The following is a 16899-nucleotide window of genomic DNA, read 5'->3' as shown; positions in this document are numbered from 1 at the left end:
GCGTCCATTGCTTTTACGCGTCTTTCGCGATGAGAGCGCTCAGTCGCCGCGTGAAGGCCACCGGATCGACCGGCGTTTCGCCATCCGCGACGCGCGCGAGATCGAGCAGCATATAGAGTCCATCCTTGGCGCCTTCGCGGCCCTTGTCGCGCAGATTTGCGGCAAGCGCGGCAATGGCCGCATGCCTTGGATTGATCTCCAGCACCGGCTTGCCGAACATGGACTTCTGCCCGCTCTCCGCGAGGATCCGCTCCAGTTGCCGGTCAAGTCCCCTGTCGGAGGCGACGAGGCAGGCGGCGCTTTCCGTCAATCGTGTCGAGACGCGCACGTCCTCGATATTTTCGGCGAGCGTTTCCTTCAGCGCGGCGACAAGGTCGCCGACTTCCGTCGCCGGAGTCGCGTCTTCCTTCGGCTCGTCGAGAAGCGCAATCGAATCGATGTCGGCCTGACCCTGCGTCACCGATTTGAAAGGCTTGCCATCGAAGCCCAGCGCGCTCGTGACCCAGAAGGAATCGACCGCGTCGTCGAGCAGCAGCACCTCGATTCCGCGCGCGCGGAATCCTTCGAGCTGCGGGCTCGCGGCAAGGCGCTTCGCATCGTCGCCGGCGATATAATAAATAGCCGTCTGGTTCTCGCGCAGATCGGCCACGTAATCCTTCAGCGTGCGCGTCTTCCCCTCGGACTTCGTCGAAGCGAAGCGCGCGATGGCGAAAAGACCGTCGCGACGGCTGGGATCCTCATGCAGGCCCTCCTTCAGAACGGCGTCGAAGTTCTCCCAGACTTTCGCGAATTTCTCCGGCTCATTTTCCGCGAGCTTCGTCAGCTCCTGAAGGATGCGCGTCGCGACCGCCTTGCCGATTGAGGCGATGACGGGACTCTTCTGAACCATCTCGCGCGAGACGTTGAGCGGAATGTCGGCGCTGTCGACGACGATGCGCACGAAACGCAGCCACGCCGGCATCAAGTCCACCTCGCGCGAGATCAGCACGCGGCGGACATAGAGCTTCGATTTGCTCTTGCGCCCCGGATCGAAGAGATCGAATGGCCGGCTGCCCGGAATGAAGGCAAGGACCGTATATTCCGTGCGGCCTTCCGCGCGCCAGTGCACGGTGAGGGCGGGTTCGTCGAACTGGCCGGACAATTGCCGGTAGAAGTCGAGATACTGCTCCTCCGTGATCTCCGATTTCGGCTTCGTCCACAGCGCGACGCCGTCGGCGATGCGCCGCGGCTCCTTGCCTGGCTCCTCGACGAGATCGATCGGCGTCGAGACGGCGCCGGAATGTTCGCGCACGATGCTCTCGATGCGCCACGGCTCGAGGAATTCGTCGCTTTCGGAATTGAGATGCAGCGTCACGCGCGCGCCGACCGGAGGCGCGTCTTCGAGCGCGAGCGGCGCGATCGAATATGTGCCCTTGCCCTGCGAGGTCCACAGCCAGGCCTTGTCCTCGCCGGCGCGGCGCGTCGCAACCTCGACATTGTCGGCGACCATGAACACCGAATAGAAGCCTACGCCGAATCGGCCGATGAGGGACGATCCCGCGTCCCTCCCTTCCTTGCCGATCTTTTCGAGGAAAGCGCGCGTGCCGGAATTGGCGATCGCGCCGAGCGCGCTGATGAGCTCGTCACGCGACATGCCGACGCCATTGTCGGCGACGGTTATGGTGCGTTTCTCCTTGTCGAGCGAGATCGTCACCAGCGGCGCGCCCGCCATCGCGGCGAGTTTCTCGTTGGAAAGCGATTCGTAGCGCAGTTTCTCGCAGGCGTCGGCCGCGTTCGAGATCAGCTCGCGCAGGAACACCTCGCGCTCCGAATATACGGAATGCGTCATCAGCTCCAGGAGCTGCGCGACATCCGCCTCGAAGCCGAAATTGGCGGCTTCGCTCGGCTCGCGCGACAGGGAAGCGGCGTCGGCGGAAGCAGCGTCGTCAGTCATGGCGTCTCCAGAAGAAGATTCCTCTCCATCCCGGGAGAGAACGATAAAAGGGGGAAAATGGGCCGCAATCGGCCGCGCCCTTGAGTTCGTCATTCGTGACGATTTTGCAAGTCCGGAGCTTTGGAAAAAACGCCTGACCGCCGGCTGTGAACGCCGAATCGGCATCCTTTCCCGGATCTGCCGGGCAGACGAGCCGGCGCGGGAATATCCCGGCCGACCCGCCCATCGCCACGATAGCTCAGGATCCTCGCGCCGCGCGATTCCGGGGGGCTGGGGGGCTGACGAAAACCGGAAACGCCCATCGCGAAGCCTGTCGGGGCAACACGTAGATATTGTCTACATCGTTTGGCCTGCAAGGGGCTCAATACCGGCGGAAATGTGATTTTTCCTTTCCAATTTGCTAAGGCCGCGCCGATCGCCGCAATTATTGTCACGAGGCTGACATGAAAGGCTTGCCCCCGGCGTCGCATCGCGCGAACATATAGAGGTTCGAGGAGAATCGTTGCATGGCGGAGTCGGAGACGACGGAGCCCAGCCCCTCCCGGCCCGCCCTCGTCGTGGTGGCGGGCGCCGGCCGCGCGCAACGGGGCGAGCAGAATCGCGGACGAGGCGAAGCGCGCAGCTCCGCGCCAGTATCTTTCGATCGGCGCGAATTAAACATGCTCTTCAATCTGTATGGCGCGAAAGTCGCCGCCGGGGAGTGGCGGGATTACGCGCTGGACTTCACGCCGGCGAAGGCCGTCTTCTCCGTCTTCCGCCGCTCCAGCGAGGCGCCGCTCTACCGTATCGAGAAAAATCCCGAACTCGCGCGCCGGCAGGGTGCCTATGCCGTCATCGCCGCCACCGGCCTCGTCATGCGCCGCGGGCATGATCTCGCACGCGTCATTCGCGTGCTCGATCGCGGGTTGAAACTGGTCGGCGCCGAATAAGGGCCAACAAAAAAGCCCCGCCGAAGCGGGGCTTTTCACGATCGCGGGGCGGATCAGTCGTTGCGCTGGCCGAACAGATACAGCAGCGACTGGAACATGTTGATGAAGTCGAGATAGAGCGAGAGGGCTCCGAACACGCTCTTCTTCTGCGCGACTTCATAGCCGTCGCCCTCGTAATACATGTCCTTAATGTTCTGCGTATCCCAGGCGGTCAGGCCGGCGAAGACCAGAACCGCAATGATCGACAGGGCGAACTGCAAGCCGGTGGACTGCAGGAACAGATTGACGAGTCCGGCGATGACAAGGCCCCACACGCCCATCACCAGGAAGGAGCCGAAGGCCGACAGATCCCGCTTCGTCATGTAGCCATAAAGGCTGAGGCCGCCGAAAGCGGCTGCGGTGATGAAGAATATCCGCGCAATCGACGCGCCGGTGAAGACCAGCAGGATGGACGACATCGACAGGCCCATCACCGCCGCGAAGGCGAAGAACAGATTGCGGGCCGTCGCCGCCGACATGGTGGTGGCGCGCGCGCCGAGGAACATCACGAAGGCGAGCGGCGACAGAATGATCACCCAACGCAGCGGCGAAGTGAAGATCATCTGGCCGAATGGCGTCAGAATGATCTGGCCGGCGCCGACCTTGGCCACCGAAAGCATGTAGGTGCCGAGCGCGACCAGGCCCGTTACGGCAAGGCCGATCGTCATATAATTATAAACGCCGAGCATATAGGCGCGCAGCCCCTCGTCGATCTCGGCCGTCGTTGACCGAGCGACCCCGCGGCCGTAGCCGAAGCTCGTGTTGCGGTCGTAGTTTGACATTGTGACCCTCTCGATCTCCATGGCCAGTCGCCCGGACTTTACCGACGCGCTGTGGCCTTAGCCTCTCTGGCTACTTGCAATATGGCTTGGTCCAAACTGGGTGACAAGGCGGGCTCGGATGAACTCTTGTTAAGGTAATACTTGGCTTAATCGTTCCGGGGATCGTCCGCTTTCGACATCCCTTGGCCCCCGTTTTCAGGCGCCCCCGCGCCGCCGCCTTTCGCACAAGCGAAAGCGGCGCAAAAACCCTTCCGATCGGGCTCCGACGGCTTATTTATTGTAGGAATGGCGAAATTTGAATGCCGACAGGCCAGCTTTCCGGCTGCGTGAATAGTGCAGAGCGGTATAGATGACCGATTGTCGCACCCTTGCTGTCGCGCAAGAATGCGGTAACATTCGACAACGGCGTCGTCCGACCCTCACGGCCGCGGTGAGGGCAAAACGCGGCGCGAACCAAACCCCGAGTGTCGCGTGTCCTTGTCGCACGAAGACCAGGAGGAGAATATGCGTGACGATGAATCTGCTCAGTTCAGTAGACTGAATGAGAGAATGTCGCGCCTCGTCTCATCGTTCGGCAGATCGGTGCGAGGCGCTCTGTCGGTCGGCCCGACAAAAAGTGTTCGTGATCCGCTCCGGCTTCTGGCCGCCGCAGCTCTTCTTGTCGTCGCGGGCGCGGCTGCTGCGCCGGCCGAGGCGCATGGGCGGCTTGGCGCCGCTGAGGGTCGGTGCCGCCTGTTCATCGGCCCCGACATCATGAACTTCACCGGTTATTTGCCCGAGGCCTCCAAGAACGAATTTTGCGAAGACATTCCGTCGACCGGCCCGATGATCATGGTGCTCGACGCCGAGCAGGACGAGCTGCGCGACATGAAGGTAGAGCTGCGCATCGTCAAGGACGTCGGCGGCGAGGAAAAGGAAAACGAAAATCTGGAAGCGGTGACCGTGGCTTACCGCGAGCCGAAGATCTATCCGACCGGCACGATCAATTTCGAGCATACGTTCAACGAGCCGGGTTATTTCGTCGGCATCGTGACCGTGATCGGAGAGCATGGCGAGCGTTGGGTGTCGCGCTTCCCATTCTCCGTCGACAAGACTTTCATGCGCGATCTGCCGGTCTATCTGACGATGGGTCTCGGCGTGCTGGCGGTCGCCGGTATTTATCTCGTCCACCGCAGGCGCAGCCCGCCGCCGCAGATCGCGACCGCCGCCGCGGCCTTCAAATCGCCGCCGCCCCTTTCCGATTCGGGACTCGGGGATGACGCCGACCAACAAGGCGCAGACCATGGAGAGACGACGGCAAATCAGGATGGGGAGGCGGAAAGTCCGGACAAGCCGAGCGCCGGCAAGGCGAAGGACGATCCGGACGACGCTGACAATTATCGCACCGCCGCCGAGTAGCCGCTCCGTTAGCGCCGGCGAAGATTTGCCGGCGCGACGACTTGCTCCGTTCTGGCGGGTTCGCGAGAGAGGGCAAATAGCGGGCTCTCTGAGATTTCAGAGATAATTCAAGAGGGAGCGCCCGGCCAAACCGGGTTCTATATCAACGGTGCGCAAACCCTTTCAGATTTGCGCACCGAATCGCGCGTGATCCCGCTCCCGAAGGATCAATCGGACTCGCCGCCCCCGCCATCGATCTGACGGCCAATAATGGCGATGGCCCGCTGGTAGACCGAAGCGGCGTTCCAAGCCTGAATCGCATCGAAATTGGGCTCGCCGGGCTGATATCCTGCGCCCGGACGCCACCCGTGAGCCCGAAGGAAATTCGCCGTCGCGGAAAGCGCGGCGCCCGCGTTGTCGAGATTGCCGCCGCCGCCGTAGTTCAGGATATTCTTGGGCAGGAATTGCGTCTGGCCGATCTCGCCGTGCATGGACCCGCGCGCGTTCGGCGACAGCGTTCCGTGATCGATCAACGTGAGCGCCGCGTTCAGCTGGTCCGTGAAATAATCCGACCGGCGGCAGTCATAGGCCAGCGTCGCAATGGCCGAGAGCGCGTGCTGATTCCCATGCACGGCGCCGAACCCCGTCTCCATGCCCCAGATGGCCAGAAGCGGTCCCGGCGGGACCCCGTAGCGTTGCTGAATTGACGAAAACAGCGCCGCCTGGGAGCGCTTGAGCGAACGCCCCCGCGCGACGATGGCCGAGGCGCCGCGTTTGGCCATGAACTGATCGAGCGAGAGGCGGAAACTTTTCTGGCCGCGATCGGCCGAGATGGTCGCTGTATTATAATGGGTTCCCATCAGGGCGTCGATCGCGCCCGGTCCGTGTCCGCTGGCGCGCGCTTCTTCGGCGAAATCCTGCTTCCAGCGCTCGAAACCGCCGGGGCCGTTGCCGCATTGCGCGGCGCTCGCGGAAGGCGCAGAACCCAGCGTCGCAGCCGTGAAAACCATTGCCGCAGAGCTTCTCCACAAAAGATTTCGCATAGTATGGCCTCCTTCTGGATAAACCTTCGAGTCGGGAGGAGCCTAAACAATTTTGTCTTCTCGGCAACTGCCGCGCCAATGAATCCGCCGCGGCGCGGCGGTCCGGGGCCCTCGAGCCACATGGGGCGTTCTCACATTGTTCTTGCGCGTGAAAAGCTTGAACGCTACTTTGGCGCTGTTTCAGGCTTTGCCGAATTTTTCGGAGCGCAGGTCATGGCGGTGAGAGTTGCGACGGTCGCATTCGAAGGCGTCGAGGCGCGGCCAGTCGACGTGCAGGTGCAAATCACGAGCGGCTCCGTCGTCTTCAACGTCGTTGGCCTTGGGGACAAGGCCGTCGCCGAATCGCGGGAGCGCGTGCGCGCCGCGCTCATCGCCTCCGGGCTCGCCCTGCCCGCGAAGCGCATTACGGTCAATCTCGCGCCCGCGGACATGCCGAAGGAGGGGAGCCATTACGATCTTCCCATTGCGCTGGGCGTCATGGCGGCGATCGGCGCCATTCCTTCGGACGCGCTCGACGGTTTCGTCGTGCTCGGCGAACTCGCGCTCGATGGAACACTGACCCCGGTCGCGGGCGTGTTGCCCGCGGCGGTGGCCGCCAACTCGCGGGGGCAGGGGCTGATCTGCCCGCGCGAATGTGGTCCGGAGGCCGCATGGGCGTCGCGCGACATGGAGGTGCTGGCGCCGCGTTCGCTCATCCAGCTCGTCAATCACATGAAGGGAACGCAGGCGCTCGCGCGGCCCGAACCGGCAGTGCGCGCGCTCGCCGCCGACCTTCCCGACCTCGCCGACATCAAGGGGCAGGAGAGCGCCAAGCGCGCGCTGGAGATCGCCGCCGCCGGCGGTCACAATCTTCTCATGAGCGGGCCGCCCGGGGCCGGCAAATCCATGTTGGCCGCGCGTCTGCCGTCGATCCTGCCGCCGCTTACGCCGCGCGAGCTGCTCGAGGTCTCGATGATCCATTCCGTCGCCGGGCAGATCGCCGGCGGCGAACTCACCGATCGGCGTCCCTTTCGCGCGCCGCATCACTCGGCCTCGATGCCTGCGCTCGTCGGCGGAGGAACGCATGCGAAACCCGGCGAAATTTCGCTGGCCCATAATGGCGTGCTGTTTCTCGACGAATTGCCGGAGTTTCAGCCGCAGGCGCTCGACAGTCTCCGCCAGCCGCTCGAAACCGGCGAGGTCGCCGTCTCGCGCGCCAATCATCGCGCCGTCTATCCCGCGCGTTTCCAGCTTGTCGCCGCGATGAACCCCTGCCGATGCGGTCACGCGCTCGATCCGGGCTACGCCTGTCGCCGCCAGCCCAACGAGCGCTGCGTCGCGCAATATCAGGCGCGCCTGTCCGGCCCCTTACTGGACCGTTTCGACCTTCAAATTGAAGTTCCGGCCGTCACCGCAGCCGATCTGGTGCTGCCGCCGCCATCTGAAGGGTCGCTCGAGGTCGCCGCTCGCGTCGGACGCGCCCGCGCGCTGCAGCGCGACCGCTATGACGCGCTGGCCTTGCCGGGCGTCGCCGCCAACGCCGCCGCGCCAGCCGCCGTCATCGAGCGCGTCGCCATGCTCGACGCCGCGGGGACGGCGCTGATTCGCGAGGCTTCCGACCGTTTCGCGCTTTCGGCGAGAGGATTTCACCGCGTGCTGAAACTTGCGCGCACCATCGCCGATCTCGACGGGGCCGCTCAGGTCGCGCGCCCGCATCTTGCGGAGGCGCTCTCCTACCGCGCGGGGCTTGCGGCCGGAAGGATCGCGGCCTGATGGTTGAAGAATGAGCGCGAAGGACATTCTGATTCTTGTCGCGGCGCAGCTTGTCGTTACGCTGCTCGCCGCCTCGATCTTCGTCGCGGCCCGAAAGCGCGGTCGTGGCCAGGTCGAATCTGAGCTCGAACGCCTGCGCGACGAAATTTGGGAATTGCGCGCCGCCGCCGCCGCGCGCGACAGGGCGGAGGCCGCGAGCCTCGCCAAGTCGCGCTTTCTCGCCACTGTCAGCCACGAGATCCGCACGCCGTTGAATGGCGTCATGGGTCTCGCGCAGCTTCTCGCGATGACGCGTCTCGACGCCGAGCAGGCGAGCTATGTCGAGGCGATCAATGATTCGAGCCGCTCGCTGGCGCAACTCATCGACGACATACTCGATTTTTCGAAGATCGAGGCGGGCAAACTCGAATTGAGGCGCGAAACATTCGCGCTCGCGCCGCTCGTTGAAGGCGTAGTCGAATTACTCGCGCCCCGCGCACTCGCAAAGGGGCTTGAAATCGCCAGCCATATTGCGCCGGAGGCGCCGCAGGAGATGGAGGGCGATCCGGCGCGGCTTCGGCAGGTGCTGGTCAATCTTATCGGCAATGCGGTCAATTTCACCGATCACGGCGGCGTCGGCGTCAAAGTCGGGCGCGACGGCGAGATGCTGAGATTCGAAGTGCAGGACACGGGGCCGGGCGTGCCAGAGGCGGCGCGCGCAGCGATCTTCGAGGAGTTCGAGCAGGGCGACGCCTCGGAGACGCGCCGACACGGCGGCACGGGTCTCGGCCTCGCCATCTCACGCCGCCTCGTCGCGCAGATGGGCGGCGTGTTGACGCTCGCAGTCACATCTCCGGAAGGATCCACTTTTGCGTTCACGCTGCCCGCTCCGCCGCGGACGAAGATGGATTCTCCCAGGCCGCTCGCGGGACGCCGCGCGCTGATCATCGCCTTGAGCCTGTTCGAGGCGCCCTATCTCGCGAGCAGCCTGCGATCGGCGGGCGCGGACGCGGAGGTCGCCGGGGGGGAAGCGGCGGGAATCGCCCGCCTCGAACGGACGGCCGCGCCGCCGCTCGATGTGGTGATCGTCGATTGCGCCCTGGGCGCGCCCGTCACGTCGCGTCTCGCGCAGGCGGCGCGCGCGGCCGGGGCGCGGCGCCTGTTTCTACTTTTCTCGCCGCTGGAGCGGCGCGCATTCGGCGAGGCCGCCTTGCGCGATTTCGACGGATGGCTGGTCAAGCCTGTCCGAATCGCCTCTCTCGTCGCGCGCCTTTCGCCGGCGGGCATCGACGCGCCGAAACACGAAACCGCCGAACCTGTCCGCGCGCTTGCCGGCCTCAACGCCCTCGTCGCCGAGGACAATGACGTCAACGCGCTCATTCTGACCCGTCATCTCGAAAAGCTCGGCGCGAGCGTGACGCGCGCGCGCAACGGCGCCGAGGCGGTGGAGTTGGTCCGGGCGGCGATTGGCGACGCGTCGCCGCCTTTCGACGTCATCGTCATGGATCTCTTCATGCCCGAGCTCGATGGCCGCGAGGCGACGCGACGCATTCGCGACGCCGAGGCGCGCGCCGGCGCGCCGAGGACGCCGATCCTTGCGCTGACAGCGAGCGCGCAGGAGGAAGACGAAAGCGCCGCGCGCGCCGCCGGCGTCGACGCCTTTCTCACGAAACCCGTGGATTTCTCGCGGCTTGCCCTAACACTCGAGGAGCTGCGTCTCTCGCCGCGCCCGATCGAACGGCGCGGCGCCGTTTAATCAGGCGTCTTGCGGCGCGATGGCGCCGAAACGACCCGACTCGTAATCGGCGTACGCCGTCTTGATCTCTTCAGCCGTGTTCATCACGAAAGGGCCTTGCTGCGCAACGGGCTCGTCGATCGGCTCGCCGCTAAGGAGAAGGAGCTTCGTGTCGGCCAGCGCCGACAGGCTCAACGCTCCGCCGCCCATTTCGAAGACGACCACCTCGGCTTCCTTCGCCCTGGCCTGTCCGTTGATCTCTATCGCGCCGCCGAGCACGACGATTATCAGCGAATGGCCTTCATGCGGCGTGAAATTCGCCGCTTCGCCCTTGTCGAGCCGGATGTCCCAGATGTCGATCGGCGTGAAAGTCCGCGCAGGGCCTTTGACTCCGTCATATTCGCCTGCGATCACGCGAAGGACGCCCGCGCCTTCCGGCAGCTCGACTCGCGGAATGTCGTTGTCGAGCAGCGTCTGGTAGCGCGGCGCCGTCATCTTGTCGCGCGCAGGCAGATTGACCCAGAGTTGCACGACTTCAAAACGCCCGCCCGAGCGCGCGAAAGCCTCGGAATGATATTCCTCGTGCAAAACGCCGGAGCCGGCCGTCATCCATTGCACGTCGCCCGGTCCGATGAGACCGCCGGCGCCGGTCGAGTCGCGATGCGCGACCTCTCCATCATAGACGATCGTCACGGTCTCGAATCCGCGATGGGGATGCTGGCCGACCCCGCGCCGATGTCCGGTCGGCGAAAAATCGGCGGGCCCGGCATAATCGAACAGCAGGAACGGACTGACGCGCGCGCCATGTTCATGATGGGAGAAGAGCGAGCGCACCGGAAAACCGTCCCCGACCCAGCGCACGCCGGCAGGCGCAGGATAGACGCCGACAATTTTTCTCATGAGCGGCCTCTTGGCGGCGAGTTCGACGTCCATCTATCTGGAGCGCGGGCCGGGAAATTCAAACGACCCGGCTCAACCTTGGTCCTTGACGCGGCAGGGCGTAGAACGCCAACAAGGCCATGGGCGGAGATTCGCGCCGATCGAACGAGGGCATTGCGAAATGGACTGGGTCATTCTGATGATTGGCAGTCTTTGCGAAGTCGGGTGGCTCGTGGGCATGAAATACGCCGACGGTTTCACTCGCTTCTGGCCGTCGGTGATCATGCTGTTTTTCATGATCGCGAGCGTCGGCTGTCTCGGTCTTGCGGTGAAAACCATTCCCGCCGGCACCGCCTATGCCGTCTGGACGGGCGGCAGCGTCGCCGCCGTCACGCTGGTCGGCGTCTATCTGTTCAACGAACCGACGACGCCCTGGCGACTGGCGTCGATAATCTTTATCGTCGTCGGGATCATCGGTCTTCGTCTCGGGACGAACTCCTGAGGGCTTTCCGGCTCTGGCCGCGCCGGAAAGCCCCGAGGATTGCGTTTTCGTCTCGCCGATACGCCCCGGACATTTGTCCTAGAAATAACTCTCCAGCGTTCCGCGGCGGCGCACGTCGAGCGTCGCGCAATGGAAGGCGCCGCCGAAGGCCGCGTAGTGCAGGAAGGGGACGGGGATCGGCTCGAAGCCCCATTTCTCCACCTGCCGCATCATGTTGGTGTGATGCGGGTCGACTATCATGCGCTTCTCGTCGACCATCAATATGTTCATGCTCAGCCATTTGCCGCACATGGACGTGATCTTGAGAATGCGGTCCTCGATCGGGTCCGGGTCCGGCGCGACGAGAATGTCCCATTTCTTCAGGATATCGGGCAGTTCGTCCGGGTTGATGTATTCCGGATTGATCAGGATCTTGCCCGGCCCGAGCGGCAGGATCGTCGTGTCGATGTGCATCGGGTTCGGGCAGCGGCTCTTGATCTCGTGAATGCGGTAGCCCTCGCCAAGGTGCCGCCGCAGCCATTCGATTCCCATGGCGTTGGTGACGTTCGAGCGGGTGACGAAGATGTCGCGGCCGCAGCGGAAGAAGTCGGCGGCGTCGAAGACCGGCTCGAATTCGGTGAGGATGTAGCGCATCGGCTCGCCCTTTTCGGGGAGCCTGAAATTCGGGTCGAACAGCTCGTCGGTGAGCTGGGGCTTGGGCGCCGAGGTCCAGCGCGCGCCGCGGCGGAAATAGTCCTTCAGGATCGGCCGGTAGGAATGCGTCTCGAAATAGCGGCAGGGCCAGGCCATGGGCGTTTCGAGGATTTCGTCGCCGATGACGAGCATGGAGTCGCGCGGGCAGGAGTTGCAGAAGCCGCGCGAGGACCAGTGGGGCGTCGAGAATTTGGCCTTGTGGTTGAACGCTTCCGGCCGGGTGACGGTGACGCCGAGCGATTCGAGCACCTTGATGAAATTGTCGAGTTCCTCCTGGGCGGGCTCGATCATGAATTTCGGAAAGCGGAAGCCAGCCGCCAGCGCCTGCGCGCGCGCCGCCATGCCGGGAATGTTGCAGGTGACGACGGGGTGATCCGACGGAATGGTGGAGCCTTCCAGCCGGCCGACGATGATCTCTTCCAGGGGATCCCATTCGTTGTGGGAATTGACCGGACATTCAGCCGTGACGGCCGCCTCCGTCATCGATGCGTGTATGTTCATTCGTCAGCCCTCGTTTCCTGCTCTCAGAACTCTATTGTCCCTGCGCCGACGTTGATCGCCGGTCCGGCCGCGACGCAAAATATGTCGTTGTGGCGGCGCTCGTCTACCGGCGGTAGTGGGTCAGTTTGAAATCGGGCGGGGTTGACGGCGCATCCGCAATCCCCACACTAGGCTTATGACGAAACAGCCGAAACGCCCCCGCGACCCCAACCAGCTCGCCAAGTTCATCGTGGACATGGCGACCGGAGAAACGGAGACGCTACCAGAGACGCCAAAAGAGGCGCGGGCAAGGAAGGGCGGGACTAAAGGTGGTCCGGCGCGAGCCAAGGCTCTTACGCCCGCGCAGCGATCAGAAATCGCGAGCTTAGCTGCTGCCGCTAGGTGGAAAAAGAGTTAGGCGACGCAATCGTCATCATCATCTTCTTCGTCGTCTGAGCGCATTTCTGCCGCTCGCAATTCCGCAACGTCATCAGTGAAATCTGTAAAGAAATTCAGTTGCGGGTCGTCAGGGAAGACTTTGTTCATCCTCTCAACGTCGCAAGCCCCCCGATAAACTGAGTGAGCAATCGCATCTCGCCGTTGCTTCGTTGCCTTTTGCCTCAGCGTGGGCGTTCCTCCCGTATCTGTGTCGAAGTAGTGCTTTGTTGCCACCCCGCCGTCGAACAGGGTGACGCATTGCTTCGCTCGATAGGTAAAGCCACCTTCGATATCAAATCGACGCGCTTTCCTAAGTTCACGTGTCACTTGCTCTCGCAGGATACGTTTGATGTCCTGCGGGCGCGGGGCAAGCTTTTTCGCCGCCACCGCCCAGTCAATGAAGTCGGCAGGGTTGCCGGCGCCGGAAGGCTGGCCGGTTTCTGCAACCCATTCATCCCAAAGGCGCAGAACCTGTTCGTGATAGTCCGCCATAGTACCCTCTATAGACCGGTTGGTGCAGGGTATCCCCATCCGTCTTTCAGACGCCAATCGAGGATGTGCTCCCTTATGCTAGTCTGATACTTTCTCAGCCAAGCATAGTTCTTCGTCTTCTTCTGTATCTGGCCGACGACTACGCAGGGGTTTATCTTAACTCTCGCGGCAAAAGCCAGCATATCCCTTTCAGAAATAAACGGGCTTTTCCTTTCAATGAAAGAATTCAGTAAGTCTCGGGGCACACAAAATTCTCCCGCCTCCCGATTTGCTATTATCTCGCAAGCAGGAAGGCTCGAATTAGAATCTGCGTCTGCACCTATTTCATCGACCGGCGTGAAAGATTCGGCGTGGCCATCTCCGCGCAAGATGTGCTCAATTTCATGCCGAAGCACGAAACAGAAGTTATCAAGGCGGTCGAGACGAAGCGTCATGCCAATAACAGGCTGGTCGCCAAGCCACACACACACACCGTCGATTTTCGACCCCGGCAGCGCCTCGACGAAGACCAACCTCACACCGCAAGCCCACAAGATGCTTGGAATTTTTATAAGGTCGTCTTTGTCAAGCATATGCGCTCTTATCGACGGGAGCGCCTTGCGCAGCCCATCAGCCGAATAAGCTGGGCAATCCGTAACACCTTCAGCTATTTTCCGGACTCTATGCAGCCACACATATTGGATTGGTGTCGTTTCTTCATATCCAGTCTTCTTCGGCGCGTGCGCGATTATCTCAGCGTCGCTGACAAACGGGATATCTTCGACTCGATTCTTCCCAAAGAAACGCAGCATCTGAAGATGGAGAAGGGCAGGCTCAGCATCCTCAATCCAACCGCGCTTAATCATCTCTCGGACAGGGAAGACCGAAAGCCAAGATGCGCGTGTCCGAACACCGGGGTCAGATTTTTTCGCGCGATGCAGATCATACATCTTCTGCAAGTTCAGAAAAAACTCAGCGGGCATGTCGAACGCGTCGCCAAGCGCTACCGCGGAGTCAGGAGTAACGTCTGTAGAGCCCTTTATCAGTCGATTGAGCTGGCTAACATCGACCCCAAGGATATAGGCAAGGTCCGCCTGCGCCCAGCCACGAGCGTCAAGCTCCTCAGCGATAAATGTGCCGGGGTGATCCACCGGGAATGGCGCAGACTTTGACATTAATGATAGTCCTCGATCGATAAGATCGTCACTGTTTGCGGTTCGGTTTCCTCGTCCAACTCGAACACCATTCGATACTGGTCGTTTACCCGAATGGACCGCTGACCTTCTCGATCCCCTTTCAGTTTTTCGTAGTGCAGGCTCTTCCAATTCCGAAGAGAGCGATCATCGATCGCCGCTCGAAGAACCGTGAGCTTCCGTCTGGCTGACTTGATGACACCGATCGGAAGCCTGGTTTCGCCGGCCTCGTCTGTTTCAATCAAAGAAAGCTTTTCGTCGGCAAACACGACTCTCATTGATCCCTCGTATCACTCATGAGGCCAAAAAGCAATATCAAATTGACTAGAGCAGTCAAACTGACCTTTATGCTTGACTTAAGCGGGCGGCCAGCTTACATTTCCTGTCATGAACAAGCTCTCGACCGAAGACCGCGCCAAAATCCTCCATCTTCTCTGCGAAGGCCAGTCGATCCGCGCGATTACACGTCTTACTGGCGCTTCAAAGAACACGGTCGCGAAGCTCTTGGCGGATGCTGGTAAGGCGTGCTTGGCCTATCACGATGCCAATGTGCGGAACGTCGAGGCCAAGCGCATTCAAGTGGATGAGATTTGGAGCTTTACCTACGCCAAGCAGAAGAATGTGGCGGCGGCCAAAGCGGCGCCGGAATGGGCTGGCGATACGTGGACTTGGACCGCGATCGACGCAGACTCCAAGCTCATCGTCTCCTATTTCGTCGGCGGTCGCGACGGCGAATGCGCGAAGGTGTTCATGGACGATCTGGCCTCTCGCCTCGCCAACCGTGTTCAACTGACCAGCGACGGCCACAAGGCTTATCTGGAGGCCGTTGAAGGCGCATTCGGATGCGATATCGACTACGCGATCCTGAACAAAATTTATGGGACCGTCCCTGATGCCGCTAAGGGTCGCTACAGCCCCGCCGTGTGCCTTGGCGCGAAGAAAGAGCGCATTGAAGGCAAACCCGATCCGGCGCACGTTTCGACCTCGTATGTCGAGCGCCAGAACCTCACGATGCGGATGCACATGCGCCGCTTCACGCGCCTGACCAACGGATTTTCAAAGAAGGTTGAAAACCACGCATACGCGGTCGCTCTTCACGTGATGTATTACAACTTCGTCCGCGTTCATTCGAAGCTGCGCATGCCGCCGGCAATGGCCGCTGGCGTTTCCGATCGGCTTTGGGAGGTCGCTGATATCGTCGCGCTTGTTGAGGCAGAGGAAGCGAAGGCCACTCCCGCCAAGCGTGGCCCCTATAAAAAACAGGCTACCTGAGCGAGTAGGCGGGACTCGAACCCGCGACCTCTCGCTTAGCAGGCAAGCGCTCTATCCAGCTGAGCTACTACTGTATAACCCTTGCGGGTTACCCGGTTCTCCGGGCGACGAATAATTAGCGACAAATCTCTTTCGCTCAAGTTAATTTCAAACTGACCCACTACCCTACCGGCGCGCCACTTGCTTTTGTGGACGACTTGCGCCTATAAGCCCTCCTTCAGAACCGCCCGGCCAGTGATGGGCTGCCGTGGCGGTTCTTTTTCGCTCGCGCGAATTGCGTCCTCAAGGTCCAGACCCAGTCGGACGCGCCAAGAAAAACAGGGCCAAGGCCCAGGAGAGCAAAATGCCCAAGCTGAAGACGAAATCCGGCGCCAAGAAGCGCTTCAAGATCACCGGCACTGGAAAAGTGGTGTACGCCCAGCAGGGCAAGCGCCATGGCATGATCAAGCGCACGAACAAGCAGATCAGAAATCTGCGCGGGACGAATGTTCTGTTCAAGACCGACGGCGACAATATCAAGAAATACTTCCTGCCGAACGGCTAACCGTCCCAACCCAACCGCAGAATTCTATCGAGGAGTTTCGTCATGGCTCGCGTAAAACGGGGCGTCACGTCCCACGCCAAGCACAAGAAGACGCTCAAGGCCGCCAAGGGTTTTTACGGCCGCCGCAAGAACACCATTCGCACCGCCAAGGCCGCGGTCGACCGCTCGATGCAGTATGCGACGCGCGACCGCAAGGCGAAGAAGCGCGTGTTCCGCGCTCTGTGGATCCAGCGCCTCAACGCCGCCGTCCGCGAGCATGGCCTGACCTATTCGCGCTTCATCGACGGTCTCGCCAAGGCTGGCGTCGCGGTGGACCGCAAGGTGCTGTCGCAGCTCGCGATCGAAAAGCCGGAGGCTTTCGCCGCGATCGTCGCCCAGGCCAAGAGCGCTCTGCCGGCCGCTGCGTAAGCTGCTGTAAATACTGAATTTAAGCAGCCCTCGCCGGTCCGCCGGCGGGGGCTTTTTTAGATCAGTTCTAAAATATTTTTGACAAATGATGGATCAAACGACGCTTTTCGGCGGTTGCTCTTGAGGTAGTCCTTACAGGAGTAGCGACCATGAAAAGGATTAGGAAGCACACATTTTCACTGGGCATTCTGTGGCGCGCGCTGATCGAGGCTCTGGAGCGCGGAACGACAGCGGCGCCCGTTTTGAGGCCCATTCCAGTGCGTGTCGAACGCCCGAACCAAACCCGGCGGTCCTGGTAAACCAGGGATATGCTTACGTTCGCCATGCGCGTCGACGCCAGGGTCTCCTCCCCTTCGCTATCGACGCGCTTTTTTTCTCCCGACCCTCATCTCGCCAGTCTGGCGACGCAGCTCCAAATCCCCGTGTATGATCCCGCGCCTCGACGTCAGC

At 61.9% G+C, this 16899-nt stretch carries 16 protein-coding genes; 8 read left to right on the top strand and 8 right to left on the bottom strand.

Going from position 1 to position 16899, the window contains the following annotated elements:
- Nucleotides 1–13: 13 nt before the first annotated feature.
- Entirely contained in the window at nt 14–1933 is a 1920-nt protein-coding gene (htpG, locus tag LG047_RS04590) for a molecular chaperone HtpG (RefSeq protein ID WP_227965722.1), read from the bottom strand.
- 506 nt (nt 1934–2439) lie between these two features.
- Between htpG and LG047_RS04585 the strand changes: the two genes are divergently transcribed.
- A complete protein-coding gene (locus LG047_RS04585) occupies nt 2440–2862 on the top strand; it encodes a DUF2794 domain-containing protein (RefSeq protein ID WP_227965721.1) in 423 nt (140 codons plus the stop codon).
- 53 nt (nt 2863–2915) lie between these two features.
- Here the strand turns inward: LG047_RS04585 and LG047_RS04580 are convergent, their stop codons facing one another.
- Entirely contained in the window at nt 2916–3683 is a 768-nt protein-coding gene (locus tag LG047_RS04580; RefSeq protein ID WP_036282657.1) for a Bax inhibitor-1/YccA family protein, read from the bottom strand.
- Between the two features lie 549 nt (nt 3684–4232).
- Between LG047_RS04580 and LG047_RS04575 the strand changes: the two genes are divergently transcribed.
- Complete coding sequence (locus LG047_RS04575; protein WP_227965720.1) at nt 4233–5081, top strand: hypothetical protein; 849 nt, start codon at nt 4233–4235, stop codon at nt 5079–5081.
- A 206-nt stretch (nt 5082–5287) separates the two neighbouring features.
- Here the strand turns inward: LG047_RS04575 and LG047_RS04570 are convergent, their stop codons facing one another.
- Complete coding sequence (locus tag LG047_RS04570; protein ID WP_227965719.1) at nt 5288–6070, bottom strand: lytic transglycosylase domain-containing protein; 783 nt, start codon at nt 6068–6070, stop codon at nt 5288–5290.
- Nucleotides 6071–6316: 246 nt separating this feature from the next.
- Here LG047_RS04570 and LG047_RS04565 point away from each other — a divergent pair, with 246 nt between their 5' ends.
- Both LG047_RS04565 and LG047_RS04560 read left to right on the top strand, forming a co-directional pair.
- Nucleotides 6317–7855, top strand: a complete 1539-nt coding sequence (locus LG047_RS04565) for a YifB family Mg chelatase-like AAA ATPase (RefSeq protein WP_227965718.1) — start codon at nt 6317–6319, stop codon at nt 7853–7855.
- Between the two features lie 10 nt (nt 7856–7865).
- Nucleotides 7866–9590: an ATP-binding protein gene (locus LG047_RS04560; RefSeq protein ID WP_227965717.1), complete on the top strand. Its 1725-nt coding sequence runs from the start codon at nt 7866–7868 to the stop codon at nt 9588–9590.
- Here the strand turns inward: LG047_RS04560 and LG047_RS04555 are convergent, their stop codons facing one another.
- Nucleotides 9591–10469: a pirin family protein gene (locus LG047_RS04555; protein ID WP_227965716.1), complete on the bottom strand. Its 879-nt coding sequence runs from the start codon at nt 10467–10469 to the stop codon at nt 9591–9593.
- A 160-nt stretch (nt 10470–10629) separates the two neighbouring features.
- On the opposite strand from LG047_RS04555, the gene LG047_RS04550 reads away from it, so the two are divergent.
- Complete coding sequence (locus LG047_RS04550) at nt 10630–10950, top strand: multidrug efflux SMR transporter (RefSeq protein ID WP_036287583.1); 321 nt, start codon at nt 10630–10632, stop codon at nt 10948–10950.
- A gap of 78 nt (nt 10951–11028) precedes the next feature.
- Here LG047_RS04550 and LG047_RS04545 read toward each other — a convergent pair whose 3' ends face one another.
- From LG047_RS04545 to LG047_RS04530, 4 genes are all read right to left on the bottom strand, one after another.
- Nucleotides 11029–12144 carry an amidinotransferase gene (locus LG047_RS04545; RefSeq protein ID WP_227965715.1) on the bottom strand — a complete coding sequence of 372 codons (1116 nt, stop codon included), beginning with the start codon at nt 12142–12144 and terminating at the stop codon, nt 11029–11031.
- Between the two features lie 393 nt (nt 12145–12537).
- Entirely contained in the window at nt 12538–13053 is a 516-nt protein-coding gene (locus LG047_RS04540; protein WP_227965714.1) for a hypothetical protein, read from the bottom strand.
- Nucleotides 13054–13061: 8 nt separating this feature from the next.
- Nucleotides 13062–14207, bottom strand: a complete 1146-nt coding sequence (locus tag LG047_RS04535; protein ID WP_227965713.1) for a HigA family addiction module antitoxin — start codon at nt 14205–14207, stop codon at nt 13062–13064.
- Complete coding sequence (locus tag LG047_RS04530) at nt 14207–14503, bottom strand: type II toxin-antitoxin system RelE/ParE family toxin (RefSeq protein ID WP_227965712.1); 297 nt, start codon at nt 14501–14503, stop codon at nt 14207–14209. The genes LG047_RS04535 and LG047_RS04530 overlap by 1 nt, the downstream gene beginning before the upstream one ends.
- A 109-nt stretch (nt 14504–14612) precedes the next feature.
- Between LG047_RS04530 and LG047_RS04525 the strand changes: the two genes are divergently transcribed.
- The 3 genes from LG047_RS04525 (at nt 14613) to rplT (ending at nt 16449) form a co-directional block, all read left to right on the top strand.
- Nucleotides 14613–15497, top strand: a complete 885-nt coding sequence (locus tag LG047_RS04525) for a helix-turn-helix domain-containing protein (protein WP_227965711.1) — start codon at nt 14613–14615, stop codon at nt 15495–15497.
- A gap of 343 nt (nt 15498–15840) precedes the next feature.
- Complete coding sequence (rpmI, locus tag LG047_RS04520) at nt 15841–16041, top strand: 50S ribosomal protein L35 (protein WP_036287582.1); 201 nt, start codon at nt 15841–15843, stop codon at nt 16039–16041.
- A gap of 42 nt (nt 16042–16083) precedes the next feature.
- Nucleotides 16084–16449, top strand: coding sequence for a 50S ribosomal protein L20 (gene rplT / locus LG047_RS04515; protein ID WP_036282652.1), 366 nt, complete (start codon nt 16084–16086; stop codon nt 16447–16449).
- Nucleotides 16450–16899 lie beyond the last annotated feature (450 nt).

The organism is Methylocystis sp. WRRC1 (assembly GCF_020733155.1).
Lineage (GTDB): Bacteria > Pseudomonadota > Alphaproteobacteria > Rhizobiales > Beijerinckiaceae > Methylocystis.
Note: the sequence above shows the minus strand (reverse complement) of the source record. Positions and strands in the feature narration are given on the sequence as shown.